Below are 14,450 nucleotides of genomic sequence, written 5' to 3'. Positions count from 1 at the left end.
CCCGGATGGCCGATTCGCCTTAAGATGCGCTTCATGCCAATCGGCCTTGCCCGACAAGGAAGGCCAGCCATGAAAGGAGACGATTCGACGATGGGTGCCCTGAGCCATATCCGCGTGCTGGACCTCACCCGCGTGCTCGCGGGCCCGTGGTGCGCGCAGACCCTCGCCGATTTCGGCGCGGACGTGATCAAGGTCGAGCGCCCCGGCGCCGGCGACGACACGCGCCACTGGGGGCCGCCGTACCTGAAGGACGCGGACGGCGCGGATACCGCCGAGGCCGCGTACTATCTCGCGGCGAACCGCAACAAGCGCTCGGTGACGATCGACATCGCGACGCCCGAAGGCCAGCAGATCGTGCGCGAACTCGCCGCGCAAAGCGACGTCGTGCTCGAGAACTACAAGGTCGGCCAGTTGAAGAAATACGGGCTCGATTACGAATCGCTGCGCGCGGTGAAGCCCGATCTCGTCTACTGCTCGGTCACCGGCTTCGGCCAGACCGGCCCGTACGCGCACCGCGCGGGCTACGACTTCATCGTGCAGGGAATCGGCGGCTTCATGAGCATCACCGGCGAGCGCGACGGCGAGCCGGGCGGCGGCCCGCAGAAGGCCGGCGTCGCGATCGCCGATCTCGCGACCGGCCTCTACTCGACGATCGCCGTGCTCGCCGCGCTCGCGCACCGCGACCGTACCGGCGAAGGCCAGTACATCGACATGGCGCTGCTCGACGTGCAGGTCGCGCTGCTCGCGAACATGAACACCAACTTCCTCGCGAGCGGCAAGCCGCCGATGCGCTGGGGTAATGCGCATCCGAACATCGTGCCGTACCAGACGTTCCAGACGAGCGACGGGTGGATCATCGTCGCGGTCGGCAACGACGGGCAGTTCCGCAAGTTCGTCGAGGCCGGCGGCCGGCCCGAACTGGCCGACGACGAGCGCTTCGCGACGAACCCGTCGCGCGTGCGCCACCGCGACACGCTGGTGCCGATCCTCGCGGAGATGGTGAAGGCGCGCGGCAAGGCCGACTGGATCGGCGTGCTCGAAGCGGCTGGCGTGCCGTGCGGGCCGATCAACGATCTGGAGGAAGTGTTCGACAACGAGCAGGTCGTCGCGCGCGGGATGCAGGTGTCGCTGCCGCACCCGTGCGGCGCGGACGTGCAGCTCGTGCGCAACCCGATCCGGATGAGCGCGACGCCGCCCGACGCGCGCACGGCCCCGCCGCTGCTCGGCGCGCAGACCGACGACGTGCTGCGCGACATGCTCGGCTACGACGACGAACGGATCGCGGCGTTGAAGGCGAAGCAGGCGATCTGACGAGCGGCCGCTTCAACGGCTCGCGCGGCGGCGACTACCGCGCGAGCGCGTCCAGCCAGCCGCGCGCGGCCGGCCAGTCGCCGAGCCCGCTGTCCGCGTTGATGTGGCCGCGCGGGCCGATGTCGCGAAATTCACTGCCCCACGCATGCGCGCAGCCGCGCGCGAACGCGAGCGAGCCGTACGGATCGTCGCTGCTCGCGACCACGCAGGTCGGAAACGGCAGCCGCTCGTGCGGCACGGGCCCGAAGCCGTGCGCGTCCGCCGGAAACGCCGGCCCGGCGGGATCGGGCAGCGCCACGAGCAGCGCGCCGCGCACTTTCGCGAGCGCGGCCGGGCGCGCATAACGCGTCGCCCACCACGCGGCGGTCAGCGTGCCGAGGCTGTGGCCGGCGATCAGCACCGGCCCGCGCGCGGCTTCGACCGCGCGATCGAGCGCGAGACACCAGCCGTTGCGGAACGCGCGGTCCCAGTCGGGCATCGCGACGCGCGAGCAGCGCGCATCGGCGCGCTCCCAGCGGCTTTGCCAGTGAAGCGGGCCCGAATTGGCGTAGCCCGGCAGGACGAAAACGAGGGGGTCGCTCATGAAAGGATTCGTCGACGAATGGTGTGGTTTTGTGAAGTCGACGAAGTGTCGCACACCCTCCTCTCCCTGATGCTGCCTGTCAAAAAAACCGGAAGGATGTGCAGCGGGTCGTGACGCGCTCGGGACGGCATCACGACCGGCCGGCGCTCAGGCGCGCCGGCTTCGATCAGCGTACGCCGGCGCCAACCAGGCCGCCTGCCGCCGCGCCGGCAACCGTGCCGACCGGGCCGCCCGTGATCAGGTAGCCGAGCGCGCCGCCCGCGGCCGCGCCGATACCGGCATTGCGTTGCGTATGCGTCATCGCGCATGCGCCGAGTTGCGACAGTGCCGTGACGATCACCGCGGTACGAACCAGAAAAGTGGTCTTCTTCATCATGATTATTGGCTTCCTCCCGCCACGCAATTACGCGAATGGCGGCATTGAATCGGTGAAGCCATCATAGGAAAACCCGAACGGCGCGAGCAATCCGATTTACGTCGTGTTACAGCCGACACACTATCGAGATATTGCGGCACGCGTCGCGAACGCAACGGCCCTCACCCGCAAGCCGCGCGGGACGGACCCCGGTCAGGTAGAATTACAGGATTAAACCGGCGCGACGCGCCGACACAACCTGACGCCAACCGCATGAGCACCGAACGCAACGACGCCCCCGCGGCTTCCAACTTCATCCGCAACATCATCGACGACGACAACCGCACCGGCAAATGGGGCGGCCGCGTCGAAACGCGCTTCCCGCCCGAGCCGAACGGTTATCTTCACATCGGCCACGCGAAGAGCATCTGCCTGAACTTCAGCGTCGCACGCGACTACGGCGGCGTGTGCCACCTGCGCTTCGACGACACGAACCCGGAAAAGGAAAGCGTCGAGTACGTCGACTCGATCGTCGACGCGGTGCGCTGGCTCGGTTTCGACTGGCGCAAGGACGCGGTCGATCACCAGTATTTCGCGAGCGACTACTACGACAAGCTGTACGAATTCGCCGAGCTGCTGATCAAGCGCGGCAAGGCCTACGTCGACAGCCAGAGCGCCGACGAAATGCGCGCGAACCGCGGCTCGCTGACGGAAGGCGGCAAGCCGTCGCCGTTCCGCGACCGCACGCCCGACGAGAACCTCGACCTGTTCCGCCGCATGAAGGCCGGCGAGTTCAAGGAAGGCGAGCACGTGCTGCGCGCGAAGATCGACATGGCTTCGCCGAACATGAACATGCGCGACCCGGTGATCTACCGGATCCGCTACGCGCACCACTACCGCACCGGCGACGCATGGTGCGTGTATCCGATGTACGACTACACGCACTGCATCTCGGATGCGCTCGAAGGCATCACGCATTCGCTGTGCACGCTCGAGTTCGAGGATCACCGCCCGCTGTACGACTGGGTGCTGAACGAACTCGCGGAAGCCGGCGTGTTCACGCGCCCGCTGCCGCAACAGATCGAGTTCTCGCGGCTGAACCTCACGTACGCGATCACCAGCAAGCGCAAGCTGCTGCAGCTCGTCACCGAAGGCCACGTCGACGGCTGGGACGACCCGCGGATGCCGACGATCGTCGGCGTGCGCCGCCGCGGCTTCACGCCGGAAAGCATCCACCTGTTCTGCGAGCGGATCGGCGTGACGAAGATCGATTCGTGGATCGACATGAGCATCTTCGAAGGCGCGCTGCGCGACGACCTCGACGACAAGGCCGCGCGCACGGTCGCGGTGCTCGATCCGCTGAAGCTCGTGATCGACAACTATCCGGAAGGCCAGGAAGAAGCGTGCACGGCGCCCGTGCATCCGCACCATCCGGAGCGCGGCGTGCGCACGTTCCCGATCTCGCGCGAGCTGTGGATCGAGCGCGAGGATTTCGTCGAGAACCCGCCGAAGGGCTATTTCCGCCTGTTCCCGGGCAACAAGGTGCGCCTGCGCTACGGCTACGTGATCGAGTGCACGGGCTTCGACAAGGATGCCGACGGCAACGTGACGGCCGTGCACTGCAACTACTTCCCGGGCAGCAAGTCGGGCACCGAAGGCGCGAACACGTACAAGGTCAAGGGCAACATCCACTGGGTCAGCGCGAAGCATGCGCAGCCGGCCGAAGTGCGGATCTACGACCGCCTGTTCAAGGAGCCGCATCCGGACGCGGGCGGCGCGAACTTCCTCGAAGCGCTGAACCCCGATTCGAAGAAGATCGTGCAGGCGTACGTCGAGCCGGGCAACAGCGACATCGCGCCGGAAACGCGCCTGCAGTTCGAGCGGCACGGCTACTTCGTTGCCGACCGCGTCGATTCGAAGCCGGGCAAGCCCGTGTTCAACCGGATCGTCGGGCTGCGCGACAGCTGGGGCAAGCCGGCCTGACGGCCTGCTCCGCGTGCGGCGCGCGGCCTCGGGCCGACGTCGCGCGACCATGAAAAAACCGGCTCGAGGGCCGGTTTTTTATTGCATGCAACGAAGCGAAGCCAGCGACGCGGCGACGAAAGCCTCCGCGTTCATTCACACCTCCGACAGCCGCCGATGCAGTTCCGCGAGCGACAGCTTCGTGCGGAACAGCCGCGCGAGGCTGCGGCTCGCATACGCGTCGATATCGCCCGGCGCGGTCCAGCGATACGCATCCATCTCGGGAATCATCGAGCCGTCGCGACGGCTCGGGAACAGCGACGTGCACGTGCACAGCGCGGGATCGATCTCGCCGTCCGCCACCTGCACCGCGAACAGGTGCAGGTCCTTGTCGTGCCGGTACGCGAAGCGGCCGAGATCGAGCAGCCGGGCCGGCGCGAACTCGATGCCGGTTTCCTCGAGCAGTTCGCGCAGCGCCGCGTCGGCCGGCGTCTCGCCGGGTTCGCCCTGCCCCTTCGGGATGTCCCAGTGCGTGGTATCCGTCGCGTGCGCGAGGAACACGCGGCCGGCCGCATCGAGGATCACGACGCCGCACGACACCGCGCGCGGCGCGCCGCCCCGCTTCATCACACGCGCGCTCAGTGCTTCTGCAACTGCCACTTGCCCGCGGCCGTCTTGCAGTAGACGGGCTTGAGCGTCATCGCCTGGCCCTTCGCGGTGATGTCGGTGGTGATTTCGCGGCAGGTCTTGCCGTCCGTCTCGGTCGTGGTCGGCGTGAGCTTCGCCTCGATCTGCGTACGGTTGCCGCTGTTCTGCCAGGTCGTGGTCTCGCCGTCCTTGCCTTCGTCGCGCACCTTCTCGGCGGCCTTCGACAGCGACGCCGTGTCGGCCTTGCTGAAATAGCTGAGCGGCGTGTTGGTCAGAAAGTTCAGGTTGTTCTGCGCGTGGGCGGGCAGCATCGCGGCAACGCACGCGGCGCCGGCCAGCACACGCGTGACGACGGAAAGGGATGCACGCATCGACATGTTGTTCTCCTTGGATGTTCGATCGAACGGCGCGGTGCATGCCGGCGAACCGGCACGCGCCACGCCCGTCAGCGAGCGAGCATAGCATGCGTGCCGCGTGCAGCACTTTTAGCGGGCCGCCTGCGTCGACCCGGGTTGATATCCGTCAGTCAGCGTGCCCAGGAACGCGATCACGTCCTTGATCTCGGCCGCGTTCAGCGCCGGCTGCTCGCCGCGCTTGCGGTCGAACGGCGGTTCGCGGTTGATGTTCGGCCAGTAGCGCTTCGGCAGGTCGTCGTAGATCTGCACCTTGCCGTGCACGACCGGGTAGAACTTCTCCGGATGAATGTCGCGCTCGACGTAGAAGCGCATCACGTCCTCGAGCGAGTGATACACGCCGTTGTGGAAGAACGTCTTGCGCAGCGCGACGTTGCGCAGCGACGGCGTGCGGAACAGCCCGCAGAATTCGTCGCGGCCCTTCAGGTCGGTGCGCTCGGGGCCGCACGCGCCGAGATCGTGAAAGCGCGGGTCGCGGTTGACGGGCAGCGCGCGGTTGCGCGGCACCGCGATCGCGATCAGCCCGAAATCGCTGAATTGCGGCGGGCCGCCTTCGAGCGTGCGCTGGCTGATGTGGCAGCTCGCGCAATTGCCCTTCTTCTCGTCGTTGAACAGTTGCAGACCGTGCAGCTCGGCGGGCGTGAGCTGCGCGCGGCCGGCCAGGTACGCGTCGTACTTGCTCGTGTACGGATCGAACAGCGCCGGCTGCTGCTGGAACGCATCGAGCGCACGCAACACCGCGTCGAAGACGGCCTGATCGTCGCCGAGCACCCGCTCGCCGAATGCGTTGCGGAACGCGTCCGCATACGGCGCCGCGCGCACCGCCTGCGCGACCCGCGCCGGCGAGCTGCTCATCTCGAACGGCGACAGCAGCGGAATGCGCGCCTGCGCGTCGCGCGTGTCGACGCGGCCGTCCCAGGTCAGCCCGCCGGTCGGGCCCGCGTCGATGCTTTCGTCGCCCTCGTCGGGCGAATCGTGGAAGTGCTCGCTGAACGGCGGGATGCCGCGCAAGTACTTCAGCGACGGCGCCGCACGGAACCCGATGCGATGCATGTCGTCGCCGCCGAGCTGCACCGACAGCGCGTTCGGCGGCCCGAACGCATGTTCGGCGCTGTGGCACGACGCGCACGCGAGCTTGCCGGAGCCCGACAGCGACGGATCGGAGAACAGTTGCTTGCCGAGCGCCGTCATCTGCTTCACGCCCTCGAACACCTGCGCACGCGTCTGCGGCTGGCTGGCCGGTGCGACCGCGGGCGCGGCCGGCGCGGTCGGCGCGGCCTGGGCGGCCGGCACGACGGCCGCGGCCGGCGAATTCGCGCCGGGCCGCGCATCGCAACCGGCCAGTGCCGCGAGCCCGGCAGCCAACGCCAGGGCCGCCGCGGCATGGATCAACGATCGCGCGGACGCAAGGGATTTCGGGGTGGTGGGCATCGTCGTTCTATGGGTAGCGGTGGGCAATCGGCCGGAGCTTATGTCAGTTCCGTGACCATCGCGTGACGTTCCGCCGACAGTCAATTGAAAGCGCCCCTACACCCGCCTGTCAAACGGGTTCCAGATAATGCGCGCAGCCGGTCGGCGCCCAGCGCCTGTCGCGCCGGCCCTGCGCCAACCCGGTTCCCACACGCGACCAACGACGAAAGAGAGAACATCGCATGAAGAAGCACGCCTGGATTCGCTATACGCCGATCGCCCTCGCGGCCGCGCTCAGCCTGACCGCCTGCGGCGGCGACGACGTCACGCAACAGGGCCTGTCGGCCGTCAAGAACGTTGTCGTGATCTACGCGGAAAACCGCAGCTTCGACAACCTGTACGGCAACTTCCCGGGCGCGAACGGCCTGCAGAACGCGACGGCCGCTAATTCGGTGCAGAAGGATCGCGACGGCTCGACGATGGCGACGCTGCCGAAGGTCTGGGGCGGCCTGACCGCGACCGGCATCACGCCGGCAGTCACCGAGGCGATGACGGCGAACCTGCCGAACGCGCCGTTCGCGATCGACGATCCGAACGGCTTCAACCAGCCGATGAGCATCGCGACGCGCGACATCGTGCACCGCTTCTACCAGGACCAGATGCAGATCAACGGCGGCAAGAACGACATGTACGCCGCGTGGACCGATGCCGGCGGCCTGACGATGGGCCACTACACGCCGGACCCGTCGAAGCTGCCGCTGTGGAAGATCGCGCAGCAGTACGTGCTCGCCGACAACTTCTTCATGGGCGCGTTCGGCGGCTCGTTCCTGAACCACCAGTACCTGATCTGCGCGTGCGCGCCGTTCTACGCGAACGCGAACACGAGCCCCGCGGCCGGCAAGATCGCCGTCCTGAACGCGGACGGCAAGTCGCTGAAGGTCGCCGCGAATTCGCCCGCGTCCGCGCTGAGCGGCCCGCCGAAGTTCGTCAACGACGGTGCGATCACGCCCGACTTCTTCGCGGTCAACACGATGCAGCCGCCGTATCAGCCGAGCGGCAACAAGGCGGCCACGGGCGGCGACCCGCTGCTCGCCGACCCGGCCAACGCGTCGACGATGCCGCCGCAAACGGCCACCAACATCGGCGACCTGCTGACCAATGCGAACGTGTCGTGGGCATGGTATAGCGGCGCGTGGGGCCAGGCGCTGCAGGCGAGCCAGAACGGCACGTCGAACGTGATCTACGGTGCCGACCTGTCGACGCCGAACTTCCAGCCGCACCACCAGCCGTTCAACTACTTCGCGAACCAGGCGCCGGGCACCGCGAACCGCGCGCAGCACCTGCTCGACGGCGGCGCGAACGGCGCCGAGTTCATCAAGGCGATCGACGCGGGCACGCTGCCGGCGGTGACGTTCTACAAGCCGCAGGGCAACCTGAACGAGCATCCGGGCTACACGGACGTCACGTCGGGCGACCAGCACATCGCCGACGTGATCGCGCACCTGCAGGCGAGCCCGCAGTGGAAGAACATGGTCGTGGTCGTCACGTACGACGAAAACGGCGGCTTCTGGGATCACGCCGCGCCGCCGAACGCCGACCGCTGGGGTCCGGGCACGCGCATTCCGGCGCTGATTGTGTCGCCGTATGCGAAGAAGGGCTTCGTCGACCACACGCAGTACGACACGGGCTCGATCCTGCGCTTCATCACGCGCCGCTACTCGCTGCCGCGCCTCGCGGGCCTGCAACAGCGCGACGACGCGCTGAAGGCCAACGGCGCGCAGCCGATGGGCGACCTGACGAACGCGCTCACGCTGTCGCCGAACCTGTAACGGCATCGCGACGAACGGGCCGGCGGCGCTGCCGGTCCGGACGAACGAAGGGCGGCCTCGCGGCCGCCCTTTTTCACGAATGCGCGTTGTTGTCGCGCCCCTTCGTCACCACCCGTACTTGAGCTCGACGCCGACATAGTCGGCGTTGTGCCCGCCCGCCTGCCGGATCGCATCGCCGACCTGGAAATGCACGGCCTCGACCGCGCCGATCAGGTTCGCGGCGATCGTCCAGTCCGCCCGCAGCTGCACGTACATCCCCGTCCACAACCCGCCCTTGCCGGCCGTGCCCGGCACCACGGCATTGCCCTGCTGGTAGACGGCGTCGCCGGTCGTTTCGCGCCACTGGAAACCGAGCGCGCCGAGCAGCGCCAGGTTCGGCGACGGCTTCAGCGTCACCGACGGCTTCACGTGGATCAGGTTCGAGTAGCCGGTGAAGCCCGCGAGCGTGAAGTAATAGCCGTTCGGAAACAGCGGATTGAAGGTGCCGATGCGGCCGTCGTGCGGATGCCGGTCGCCCGACGCCGCGTCGACCTGCAGCGCGACGCGCGGCGACCACGGCGCGTCGAGCCGGTAGCCGGCGATCGAGCCGAGCGCCCACGCGCGGATCGAGCTGCTGCCGACCGTCCCCGTCTGCAGCATCGTTTCGAGATCCCAGTCGAAGCGCCCCTGCGTGCCCGTGTAGCGCAGGTCCCACACGTCACGGCGCTCGGCGCCGCTCGCATCGAGAAAGCGCGCATTGCTGCGGTTGTAGCGCGACCAGTAGCCCGACAGGTCGCCGGGCCCGACCGACTGCCGTTCGAAGCGCAAGCCGCTGAACGTGAGGTTGCGGTTCGACACGTCGTCGAACGCGGACACGGTGCGGTTCTGCACGGGCTGCGTCGCATACGCGATGAAGCGCCACTTTTGATATTCGTAGTCGGCCCACACCGCATCGAACGCCTGCCGCACGTTCGGGCCGTCGCGCGCGGCGATGAAACGCTGCAAGTCGAACGCCATCTCCTGGCGGCCGACGCGGAACTTGAACGTGCCGCCGCCGAGCGCGCCCGTGTAGGTCGCGAATGCCTGTTCGAGATCGAGCGGGTTCCTGTCGACCGGCGAGATCGTGTTCTTGCCGAACGCACGGTCGTCCTGCAACTGCACGAAGAACTGCCAGTGCTGGCCGAGATGCGCATCGGCATGCACTTCGACGCGCTGGATCAGGTACGTGTCCGATTGCGCGGAGCCGATTCCGAACAACGGCGCATCGTTGGTTTCCAGACGCTCGCGCAGGTTCACGCCGAGCGAAAGATAGGATGACGGATCGTTGCCGAGCGGGATGTATTTCAACCCGTCGAGCGGCACGCGCGGCACGCATGGATTCGCGAGCACCGACCAGTCTTCCTGCCAGCGGTTGAACAGCACGGTCGGCCGCTTGGCCGTGCACGTCGATGCGGGTGCGCTGTCGGCCGCCGCCGGTGCCGTCGCCGTGTCCGCGAACGTCGCATCGGCCCCCGCGAGCAGCAGCCCCGCGACAACCGACGCGCGGGCAACCCGGTCGAAGCGGCTGCCTCGGGTCGTCGCGGCACGCTGCCCGCTTGTCGCGGCCATCCGTTCGCGACCGCCAGCGTCAATCCGGGCCGCTCGCCCGCCGCGGCCGCGACGCGTCCCTCCACGCTGCACGATCATGCATGCTCCTGCGTGCCGGTACGGGCGGACACCCCCGCGCATACCGCCAGCACCGCGAGCGTGCCGGCGGGCACAAGCAGCGCCCAGAACCCGATATGGCGAAAACCCAGCGCGCCGCATATCGCGCCGAGCGCGAACGCGACGATCGCCGGCAGCATCTTCGCGAAGCGCGCGCGTGCCGTCGTGCGCACGCTGTCGGCCGTGCCGGCGGACAGCAGGTCGACGACATCGAGGATCGCCTGCGTGACGTTGCCGGTCATCACCGTGTTCGGCACACCGGCGCGCGCGATCACGCGCGGATGCGCGTTCTGCACGCCCATCGCGAACGTGCCGACGAAACCGGCCACCAGCACCGGCAGGCTGTCGGATTGCGTCACGGGCGTCGCCCACACGCCGGCCGCGCAGAAGCCGAGCAGCAGTACGGCCTGCACCGTATGCAGGGCTCGCGCGCCCTGCCATGCGGGCCGCGCGGAAAGCGCACGCGCAATCAGGCTGCTCGCGACGACGCCGCACACGAACGCAGGAAACACGCTGAGCTTCAGCAGGATGCCCTGCCCGAACCCCGCGACGCCCGCGCCGATCAGCACGAAGTTGCCCGTCACGTGCGCGGTGAACAGTCCGAACAGCGCGACGAAGCTCAGCGTATCGACGAAGCCGGCCACCGCGGAAAGGATCGTGTCTTCGTGCTTCATCGCGCCGCGCTCGCGTGGATCTCGGCGACGTAGCCGCCCGGGAACTGCACGAGCGCCGCATCGCGCCCGTCCGCCGTATACGACGGCACGAGCACGTTCACGCCCGCGGCCTGCGCCTGCTTCAGCGTCGCTGCCAGATCCGGCACTTCGTAGCCGGTCGTCTCGTGCCCGTACGGGTAAGGCAGTTGGCCGTCCGTCACGAGTACGGTCATCTTGCCGAAGCCCGACGTGATGCGAATGCGGCGATAGGTGTCGTTCGGCCGGCCGATCTCGATGCCGGGCGCCTTGAGGTTGTCGGACACCACCTTGCCGTTCGAGAACTTGACGAAATCATGGACGAACTTGCGCACGCTCTGCGGCGACACATACACGCGGTTCTCGGGGATCGTCTGCAGCGCCGCGTAGTTCGGCGCCTGCGTGTGCCAGTACAGCTGCATCTTCACGCCGCCCGTCCACGCGATCACCGCATCGCGGCCGATCGGATCGGGGAACGTGTCGACGATCACTTCAGCGCCATGCTCGCGCGCCACCTTCATCGCCGCGTCCATGTCGGTGACGAGATAACCCGTGCGCTCCGCGCCGAACGGCCAGGGCACGGGCGTCTTGAAGCCGAACACGGAGATCGTGCCCGCCGGCGTGAAAACGAGTTGCGACATCGTCTGGCTCGGGGTCGGCGTGACCTGGAACACGCCCTGCTTCGACTTGCTGCCGCCGAACGTCGCGACGAAGCTGTCGGTGAAGCGATCGAAATCCTCGGGGGCGACGTATACGTGCGTCGTGTCGTATTGCGGCCCGACGGCAAGCGTCGGCGTGGCCGCCGGCGGAACGGGCGGCTTCGCGTACGCCGCCGGCGCCGCGACGAGGCCGGCAGCGATCGCAAGCGCGAGCAAGGCGGAACGAATCGTTTTCATCACAGGATTTCCTTGTTGTTTCATCGTCATCGAGTGGTACGGCCGTCGCCGGCCGTGTGCTTCGCATCGGCGAGCAGCGTCGCGAGCACGAGTGCGGCGATCAGCCCGAGATGCTCGAAAAAGCTGTTGAGCGCCATGAAATGATCGGCGCCCGTGCGGTTCCAGAAATCGTTCGCCACCGCCATCGCGACAAGCGTCAGCATGCCGAGGGCGCCGGCGCCGAGCCACGTGAAGCGGTTCAACACCACGCACAGCGAGCCGGCAATCTCGACCGCGATCGCGAGCGCCGCCCAGAGCGCGGCCGGATGCAGGCCGAAATGCGCCTGCTCGGCGACCGCGCCGCCGAAATCCAGCGCCTTCGCGACGCCGCCGATCAGGTACGCAGACACCAGCGCGAGGCGCACGAGCGGCAGGACCCACGGCTGCGCCAGCAGCGCGCGAACCCACGCCGGGTTGCCGAAACCGCCTGAATTGGTCGGGGCCGCCATGTCAGACCGCCCAGCACGAACAACCGAACGCGCCCCAGAAGCCCTTCGCATCCGACGTCGGCAATGCGCTGCCCCACGCGCTCGCATGTGCATGGGCGTGCACGTTGCACGCGCTCGAGCAGCCGCACATCGCGGCCGCCGCACGCTGCAGCGGTGCGCCGTTGCGCTGCGTCGCGCCCCAGCCGCCGTAGCCGCCGTACTCGCGCACCGGCGACCAGTCCGGCATCGCGGGCGGAATCGGCGCGTCGTGCGACGCGAACGGCCCCGCGCCCCACACGATCTTGCCGCCGACCACCGTCAGCAATGCGGTCGTATCCACGATATCGTCCTCCGCACATGTGAAGAAATCGCGATCCGGGACTATCAGGTCGGCAAGCTGCCCGACCGCGATGCGCCCTTTCTTCCCCTCTTCGTTCGAGAACCACGTCACGTATTCGGTCCACATGCGCAGCGCGGTCTCGCGATCGAGCAGGTTGCGCTGCGGATACATGCGCAGCCCGCCGACCGTCTTGCCCGTCACGAGCCATGCGAGCGACACCCACGGGTTGTACGACGCGACACGCGTTGCGTCGGTGCCGGCCGACACCTTGAGCCCCTTGTCGAGCATCTTCGCGATGGGCGGCGTCGCCTCGGCCGCCTGTGCACCGTAGCGCTCGACGAAATATTCCCCCTGGTACGCCATCCGGTGCTGCACCGCAACACCGCCGCCCAGCGCCGCAATACGATCCATCGATTTTTCGGAGATCGTCTCCGCATGATCGAAGAACCAGTTCAACCCGTCGAGCGGAATTTCGCGGTTCACCTTCTCGAACACGTCGAGCGCGCGGCTGATCGTTTCGTCGTACGTGGCATGCATGCGCCACGGCCAGCGGTTCTGTGCGAGCACGCGCACGACGCCTTCGAGATCGTCTTCCATCTGCGCCGGCAGGTCCGGGCGTGCAACGCGGAAGTCCTCGAAATCCGCTGCCGAGAACACCAGCATCTCGCCGGCACCGTTGTTGCGGAAATAGTCGGTGCCGTCGTGATACTTGACGCTCCTGGTCCAGTTCACGAAGTCTTCCTTCTCGGCGTTCGGCTTCTGCGTGAACAGGTTGTACGCGATCCGGATCGTCATCTCGCCCGCGTCGTGCAGCTTGCGGATCACTTCGTAATCGTCGGGATAATTCTGCGAACCGCCGCCCGCATCGATCACGCCCGTCACGCCGAGACGGTTCAGTTCGCGCATGAAGTGGCGCGTCGAGTTGTACTGGTATTCGAACGGCAGCTTCGGCCCCTTCGCGAGCGTCGCGTAGAGGATCGTCGCGTTCGGGTTCGCGAGCAGCAGCCCGGTCGGGTTGCCCGCGGCGTCGCGCAGGATCGTGCCGCCCGGCGGCTCGGGCGTGTCCTTCGTGTAGCCGACCACGCGCAGCGCAGCCGCGTTCAGCAACGCACGGTCGTACAGGTGCAGGATGAACACCGGCGTATCGGGCGCGGCGGCGTTGAGCTCCTCGATCGTCGGCAGGCGCTTCTCGGCGAACTGGTGCTCGGTGAAGCCGCCGACCACGCGCACCCATTGCGGCGCGGGCGTGATCGCGACCTGCCGCCTGAGCATGTCCATCGCGACCGCGAGCGAACGCACGCCGTCCCAGCGCAGCTCCATGTTGTAGTTCAGGCCGCCGCGAATCACGTGCGTATGGTTGTCGATCAGGCCCGGCAGCACGGCGCGGCCGTCGAGATCGACGACCTTCGTCGCGCGGCCCGCGAGCGGCACGATCTCCGCATTGCCGCCGACCGCGACGAAGCGGCCGTCCTTGATCGCGACGGCGGTGGCGACGGGGTTCGCACGATCGAGCGTCGTGATGCGCCCGTTGTGCAGGATGAGATCGGGTTGAGTATCGATTGCGCTCATGGTGTGTCCTCGATGCGGTCAGAAGCCGAGCCAGTGACGGACCGGCGCGATGCTGCCTGCGCCGATCAGCATGCCGGCGAGGCCGACCAGCGCGATCAGCGGCGGTGCCGGCGAGCGCACCTTGATCACGCTGTACACGACGCCGATCAGCACGCCGGCGCCCAACGAAAGTAGATAAGATTCCATAACGATTTTTCTCCCTGGCCGGATTAGAATCACCTGCATGGCGCGCCCGCCTTCGCGGTGCATCGCATCGGCGGCACGATCCGCTGCCGCCGAATCGGTTTCGCTTCCC

14 protein-coding genes are annotated in these 14,450 nt (G+C 67.7%); 3 read left to right on the top strand and 11 right to left on the bottom strand.

The window, feature by feature from the left end; translation table 11 throughout:
• Positions 1 to 90 precede the first annotated feature (90 nt).
• Positions 91 to 1,311: a CaiB/BaiF CoA transferase family protein gene (locus tag MRS60_RS06895; protein ID WP_034183358.1), complete on the top strand. Its 1,221-nt coding sequence runs from the start codon at positions 91 to 93 to the stop codon at positions 1,309 to 1,311.
• A gap of 34 nt (positions 1,312 to 1,345) precedes the next feature.
• Here the strand turns inward: MRS60_RS06895 and MRS60_RS06890 are convergent, their stop codons facing one another.
• Positions 1,346 to 1,894, bottom strand: a complete 549-nt coding sequence (locus MRS60_RS06890) for an RBBP9/YdeN family alpha/beta hydrolase (RefSeq protein WP_243565444.1) — start codon at positions 1,892 to 1,894, stop codon at positions 1,346 to 1,348.
• A 166-nt stretch (positions 1,895 to 2,060) separates the two neighbouring features.
• Positions 2,061 to 2,270, bottom strand: a complete 210-nt coding sequence (locus tag MRS60_RS06885) for an ornithine acetyltransferase (protein ID WP_243565443.1) — start codon at positions 2,268 to 2,270, stop codon at positions 2,061 to 2,063.
• 252 nt (positions 2,271 to 2,522) lie between these two features.
• On the opposite strand from MRS60_RS06885, the gene MRS60_RS06880 reads away from it, so the two are divergent.
• On the top strand, positions 2,523 to 4,232 hold the full coding sequence (locus MRS60_RS06880) for a glutamine--tRNA ligase/YqeY domain fusion protein (RefSeq protein WP_243565442.1): 1,710 nt from the start codon (positions 2,523 to 2,525) through the stop codon (positions 4,230 to 4,232).
• Between the two features lie 135 nt (positions 4,233 to 4,367).
• Here the strand turns inward: MRS60_RS06880 and MRS60_RS06875 are convergent, their stop codons facing one another.
• The 3 genes from MRS60_RS06875 to MRS60_RS06865 all read right to left on the bottom strand — a co-directional run bounded on the left by MRS60_RS06875 (position 4,368) and on the right by MRS60_RS06865 (position 6,703).
• Positions 4,368 to 4,838 carry an NUDIX hydrolase gene (locus MRS60_RS06875; protein WP_243565606.1) on the bottom strand — a complete coding sequence of 157 codons (471 nt, stop codon included), beginning with the start codon at positions 4,836 to 4,838 and terminating at the stop codon, positions 4,368 to 4,370.
• Positions 4,839 to 4,849: 11 nt separating this feature from the next.
• On the bottom strand, positions 4,850 to 5,236 hold the full coding sequence (locus MRS60_RS06870) for a hypothetical protein (protein ID WP_034183354.1): 387 nt from the start codon (positions 5,234 to 5,236) through the stop codon (positions 4,850 to 4,852).
• A gap of 108 nt (positions 5,237 to 5,344) precedes the next feature.
• Positions 5,345 to 6,703, bottom strand: coding sequence for a cytochrome-c peroxidase (locus tag MRS60_RS06865; RefSeq protein ID WP_243565441.1), 1,359 nt, complete (start codon positions 6,701 to 6,703; stop codon positions 5,345 to 5,347).
• Positions 6,704 to 6,924: 221 nt separating this feature from the next.
• Between MRS60_RS06865 and MRS60_RS06860 the strand changes: the two genes are divergently transcribed.
• Positions 6,925 to 8,511, top strand: coding sequence for an acid phosphatase (locus MRS60_RS06860; RefSeq protein ID WP_034183352.1), 1,587 nt, complete (start codon positions 6,925 to 6,927; stop codon positions 8,509 to 8,511).
• A gap of 105 nt (positions 8,512 to 8,616) precedes the next feature.
• Here MRS60_RS06860 and MRS60_RS06855 read toward each other — a convergent pair whose 3' ends face one another.
• The 6 genes from MRS60_RS06855 to MRS60_RS06830 form a co-directional block, all read right to left on the bottom strand.
• The gene (locus tag MRS60_RS06855; protein WP_243565440.1) at positions 8,617 to 10,098 is read right to left on the bottom strand and encodes an alginate export family protein; all 1,482 of its coding nucleotides are present in this window, start codon (positions 10,096 to 10,098) and stop codon (positions 8,617 to 8,619) included.
• A gap of 74 nt (positions 10,099 to 10,172) precedes the next feature.
• Entirely contained in the window at positions 10,173 to 10,868 is a 696-nt protein-coding gene (locus MRS60_RS06850; protein ID WP_243565439.1) for a YoaK family protein, read from the bottom strand.
• Positions 10,865 to 11,779 carry a glyoxalase gene (locus tag MRS60_RS06845; protein ID WP_034183349.1) on the bottom strand — a complete coding sequence of 305 codons (915 nt, stop codon included), beginning with the start codon at positions 11,777 to 11,779 and terminating at the stop codon, positions 10,865 to 10,867. Before MRS60_RS06845 ends, MRS60_RS06850 begins: the two co-directional genes overlap by 4 nt.
• Positions 11,780 to 11,805: 26 nt before the next feature.
• Positions 11,806 to 12,267: a DoxX family protein gene (locus MRS60_RS06840; RefSeq protein ID WP_034183348.1), complete on the bottom strand. Its 462-nt coding sequence runs from the start codon at positions 12,265 to 12,267 to the stop codon at positions 11,806 to 11,808.
• A gap of 1 nt (position 12,268) precedes the next feature.
• A complete protein-coding gene (locus MRS60_RS06835; RefSeq protein WP_243565438.1) occupies positions 12,269 to 14,155 on the bottom strand; it encodes an amidohydrolase in 1,887 nt (628 codons plus the stop codon).
• 18 nt (positions 14,156 to 14,173) lie between these two features.
• Positions 14,174 to 14,341, bottom strand: coding sequence for a DUF1427 family protein (locus MRS60_RS06830; protein ID WP_034183346.1), 168 nt, complete (start codon positions 14,339 to 14,341; stop codon positions 14,174 to 14,176).
• Positions 14,342 to 14,450 lie beyond the last annotated feature (109 nt).

It is taken from the genome of Burkholderia pyrrocinia, assembly GCF_022809715.1.
GTDB classification, from domain to species: Bacteria; Pseudomonadota; Gammaproteobacteria; order Burkholderiales; family Burkholderiaceae; genus Burkholderia; species Burkholderia pyrrocinia_C.
The sequence above is the reverse complement of the archived record's forward strand: the minus strand, read 5'-3'. Positions and strand labels throughout refer to the sequence as shown.

What these genes read in the sequence shown, in the direction of transcription:
- MRS60_RS06895 (WP_034183358.1), top strand. Translation starts at nt 91, where the DNA reads ATGGGTGCCCTGAGCCATATCCGCGTGCTGGACCTCACCCGCGTGCTC.
- MRS60_RS06890 (WP_243565444.1), bottom strand. Translation starts at nt 1,894, where the DNA reads ATGAGCGACCCCCTCGTTTTCGTCCTGCCGGGCTACGCCAATTCGGGC.
- MRS60_RS06885 (WP_243565443.1), bottom strand. Translation starts at nt 2,270, where the DNA reads ATGATGAAGAAGACCACTTTTCTGGTTCGTACCGCGGTGATCGTCACG.
- MRS60_RS06880 (WP_243565442.1), top strand. Translation starts at nt 2,523, where the DNA reads ATGAGCACCGAACGCAACGACGCCCCCGCGGCTTCCAACTTCATCCGC.
- MRS60_RS06875 (WP_243565606.1), bottom strand. Translation starts at nt 4,838, where the DNA reads ATGAAGCGGGGCGGCGCGCCGCGCGCGGTGTCGTGCGGCGTCGTGATC.
- MRS60_RS06870 (WP_034183354.1), bottom strand. Translation starts at nt 5,236, where the DNA reads ATGTCGATGCGTGCATCCCTTTCCGTCGTCACGCGTGTGCTGGCCGGC.
- MRS60_RS06865 (WP_243565441.1), bottom strand. Translation starts at nt 6,703, where the DNA reads ATGCCCACCACCCCGAAATCCCTTGCGTCCGCGCGATCGTTGATCCAT.
- MRS60_RS06860 (WP_034183352.1), top strand. Translation starts at nt 6,925, where the DNA reads ATGAAGAAGCACGCCTGGATTCGCTATACGCCGATCGCCCTCGCGGCC.
- MRS60_RS06855 (WP_243565440.1), bottom strand. Translation starts at nt 10,098, where the DNA reads ATGGCCGCGACAAGCGGGCAGCGTGCCGCGACGACCCGAGGCAGCCGC.
- MRS60_RS06850 (WP_243565439.1), bottom strand. Translation starts at nt 10,868, where the DNA reads ATGAAGCACGAAGACACGATCCTTTCCGCGGTGGCCGGCTTCGTCGAT.
- MRS60_RS06845 (WP_034183349.1), bottom strand. Translation starts at nt 11,779, where the DNA reads ATGAAAACGATTCGTTCCGCCTTGCTCGCGCTTGCGATCGCTGCCGGC.
- MRS60_RS06840 (WP_034183348.1), bottom strand. Translation starts at nt 12,267, where the DNA reads ATGGCGGCCCCGACCAATTCAGGCGGTTTCGGCAACCCGGCGTGGGTT.
- MRS60_RS06835 (WP_243565438.1), bottom strand. Translation starts at nt 14,155, where the DNA reads ATGAGCGCAATCGATACTCAACCCGATCTCATCCTGCACAACGGGCGC.
- MRS60_RS06830 (WP_034183346.1), bottom strand. Translation starts at nt 14,341, where the DNA reads ATGGAATCTTATCTACTTTCGTTGGGCGCCGGCGTGCTGATCGGCGTC.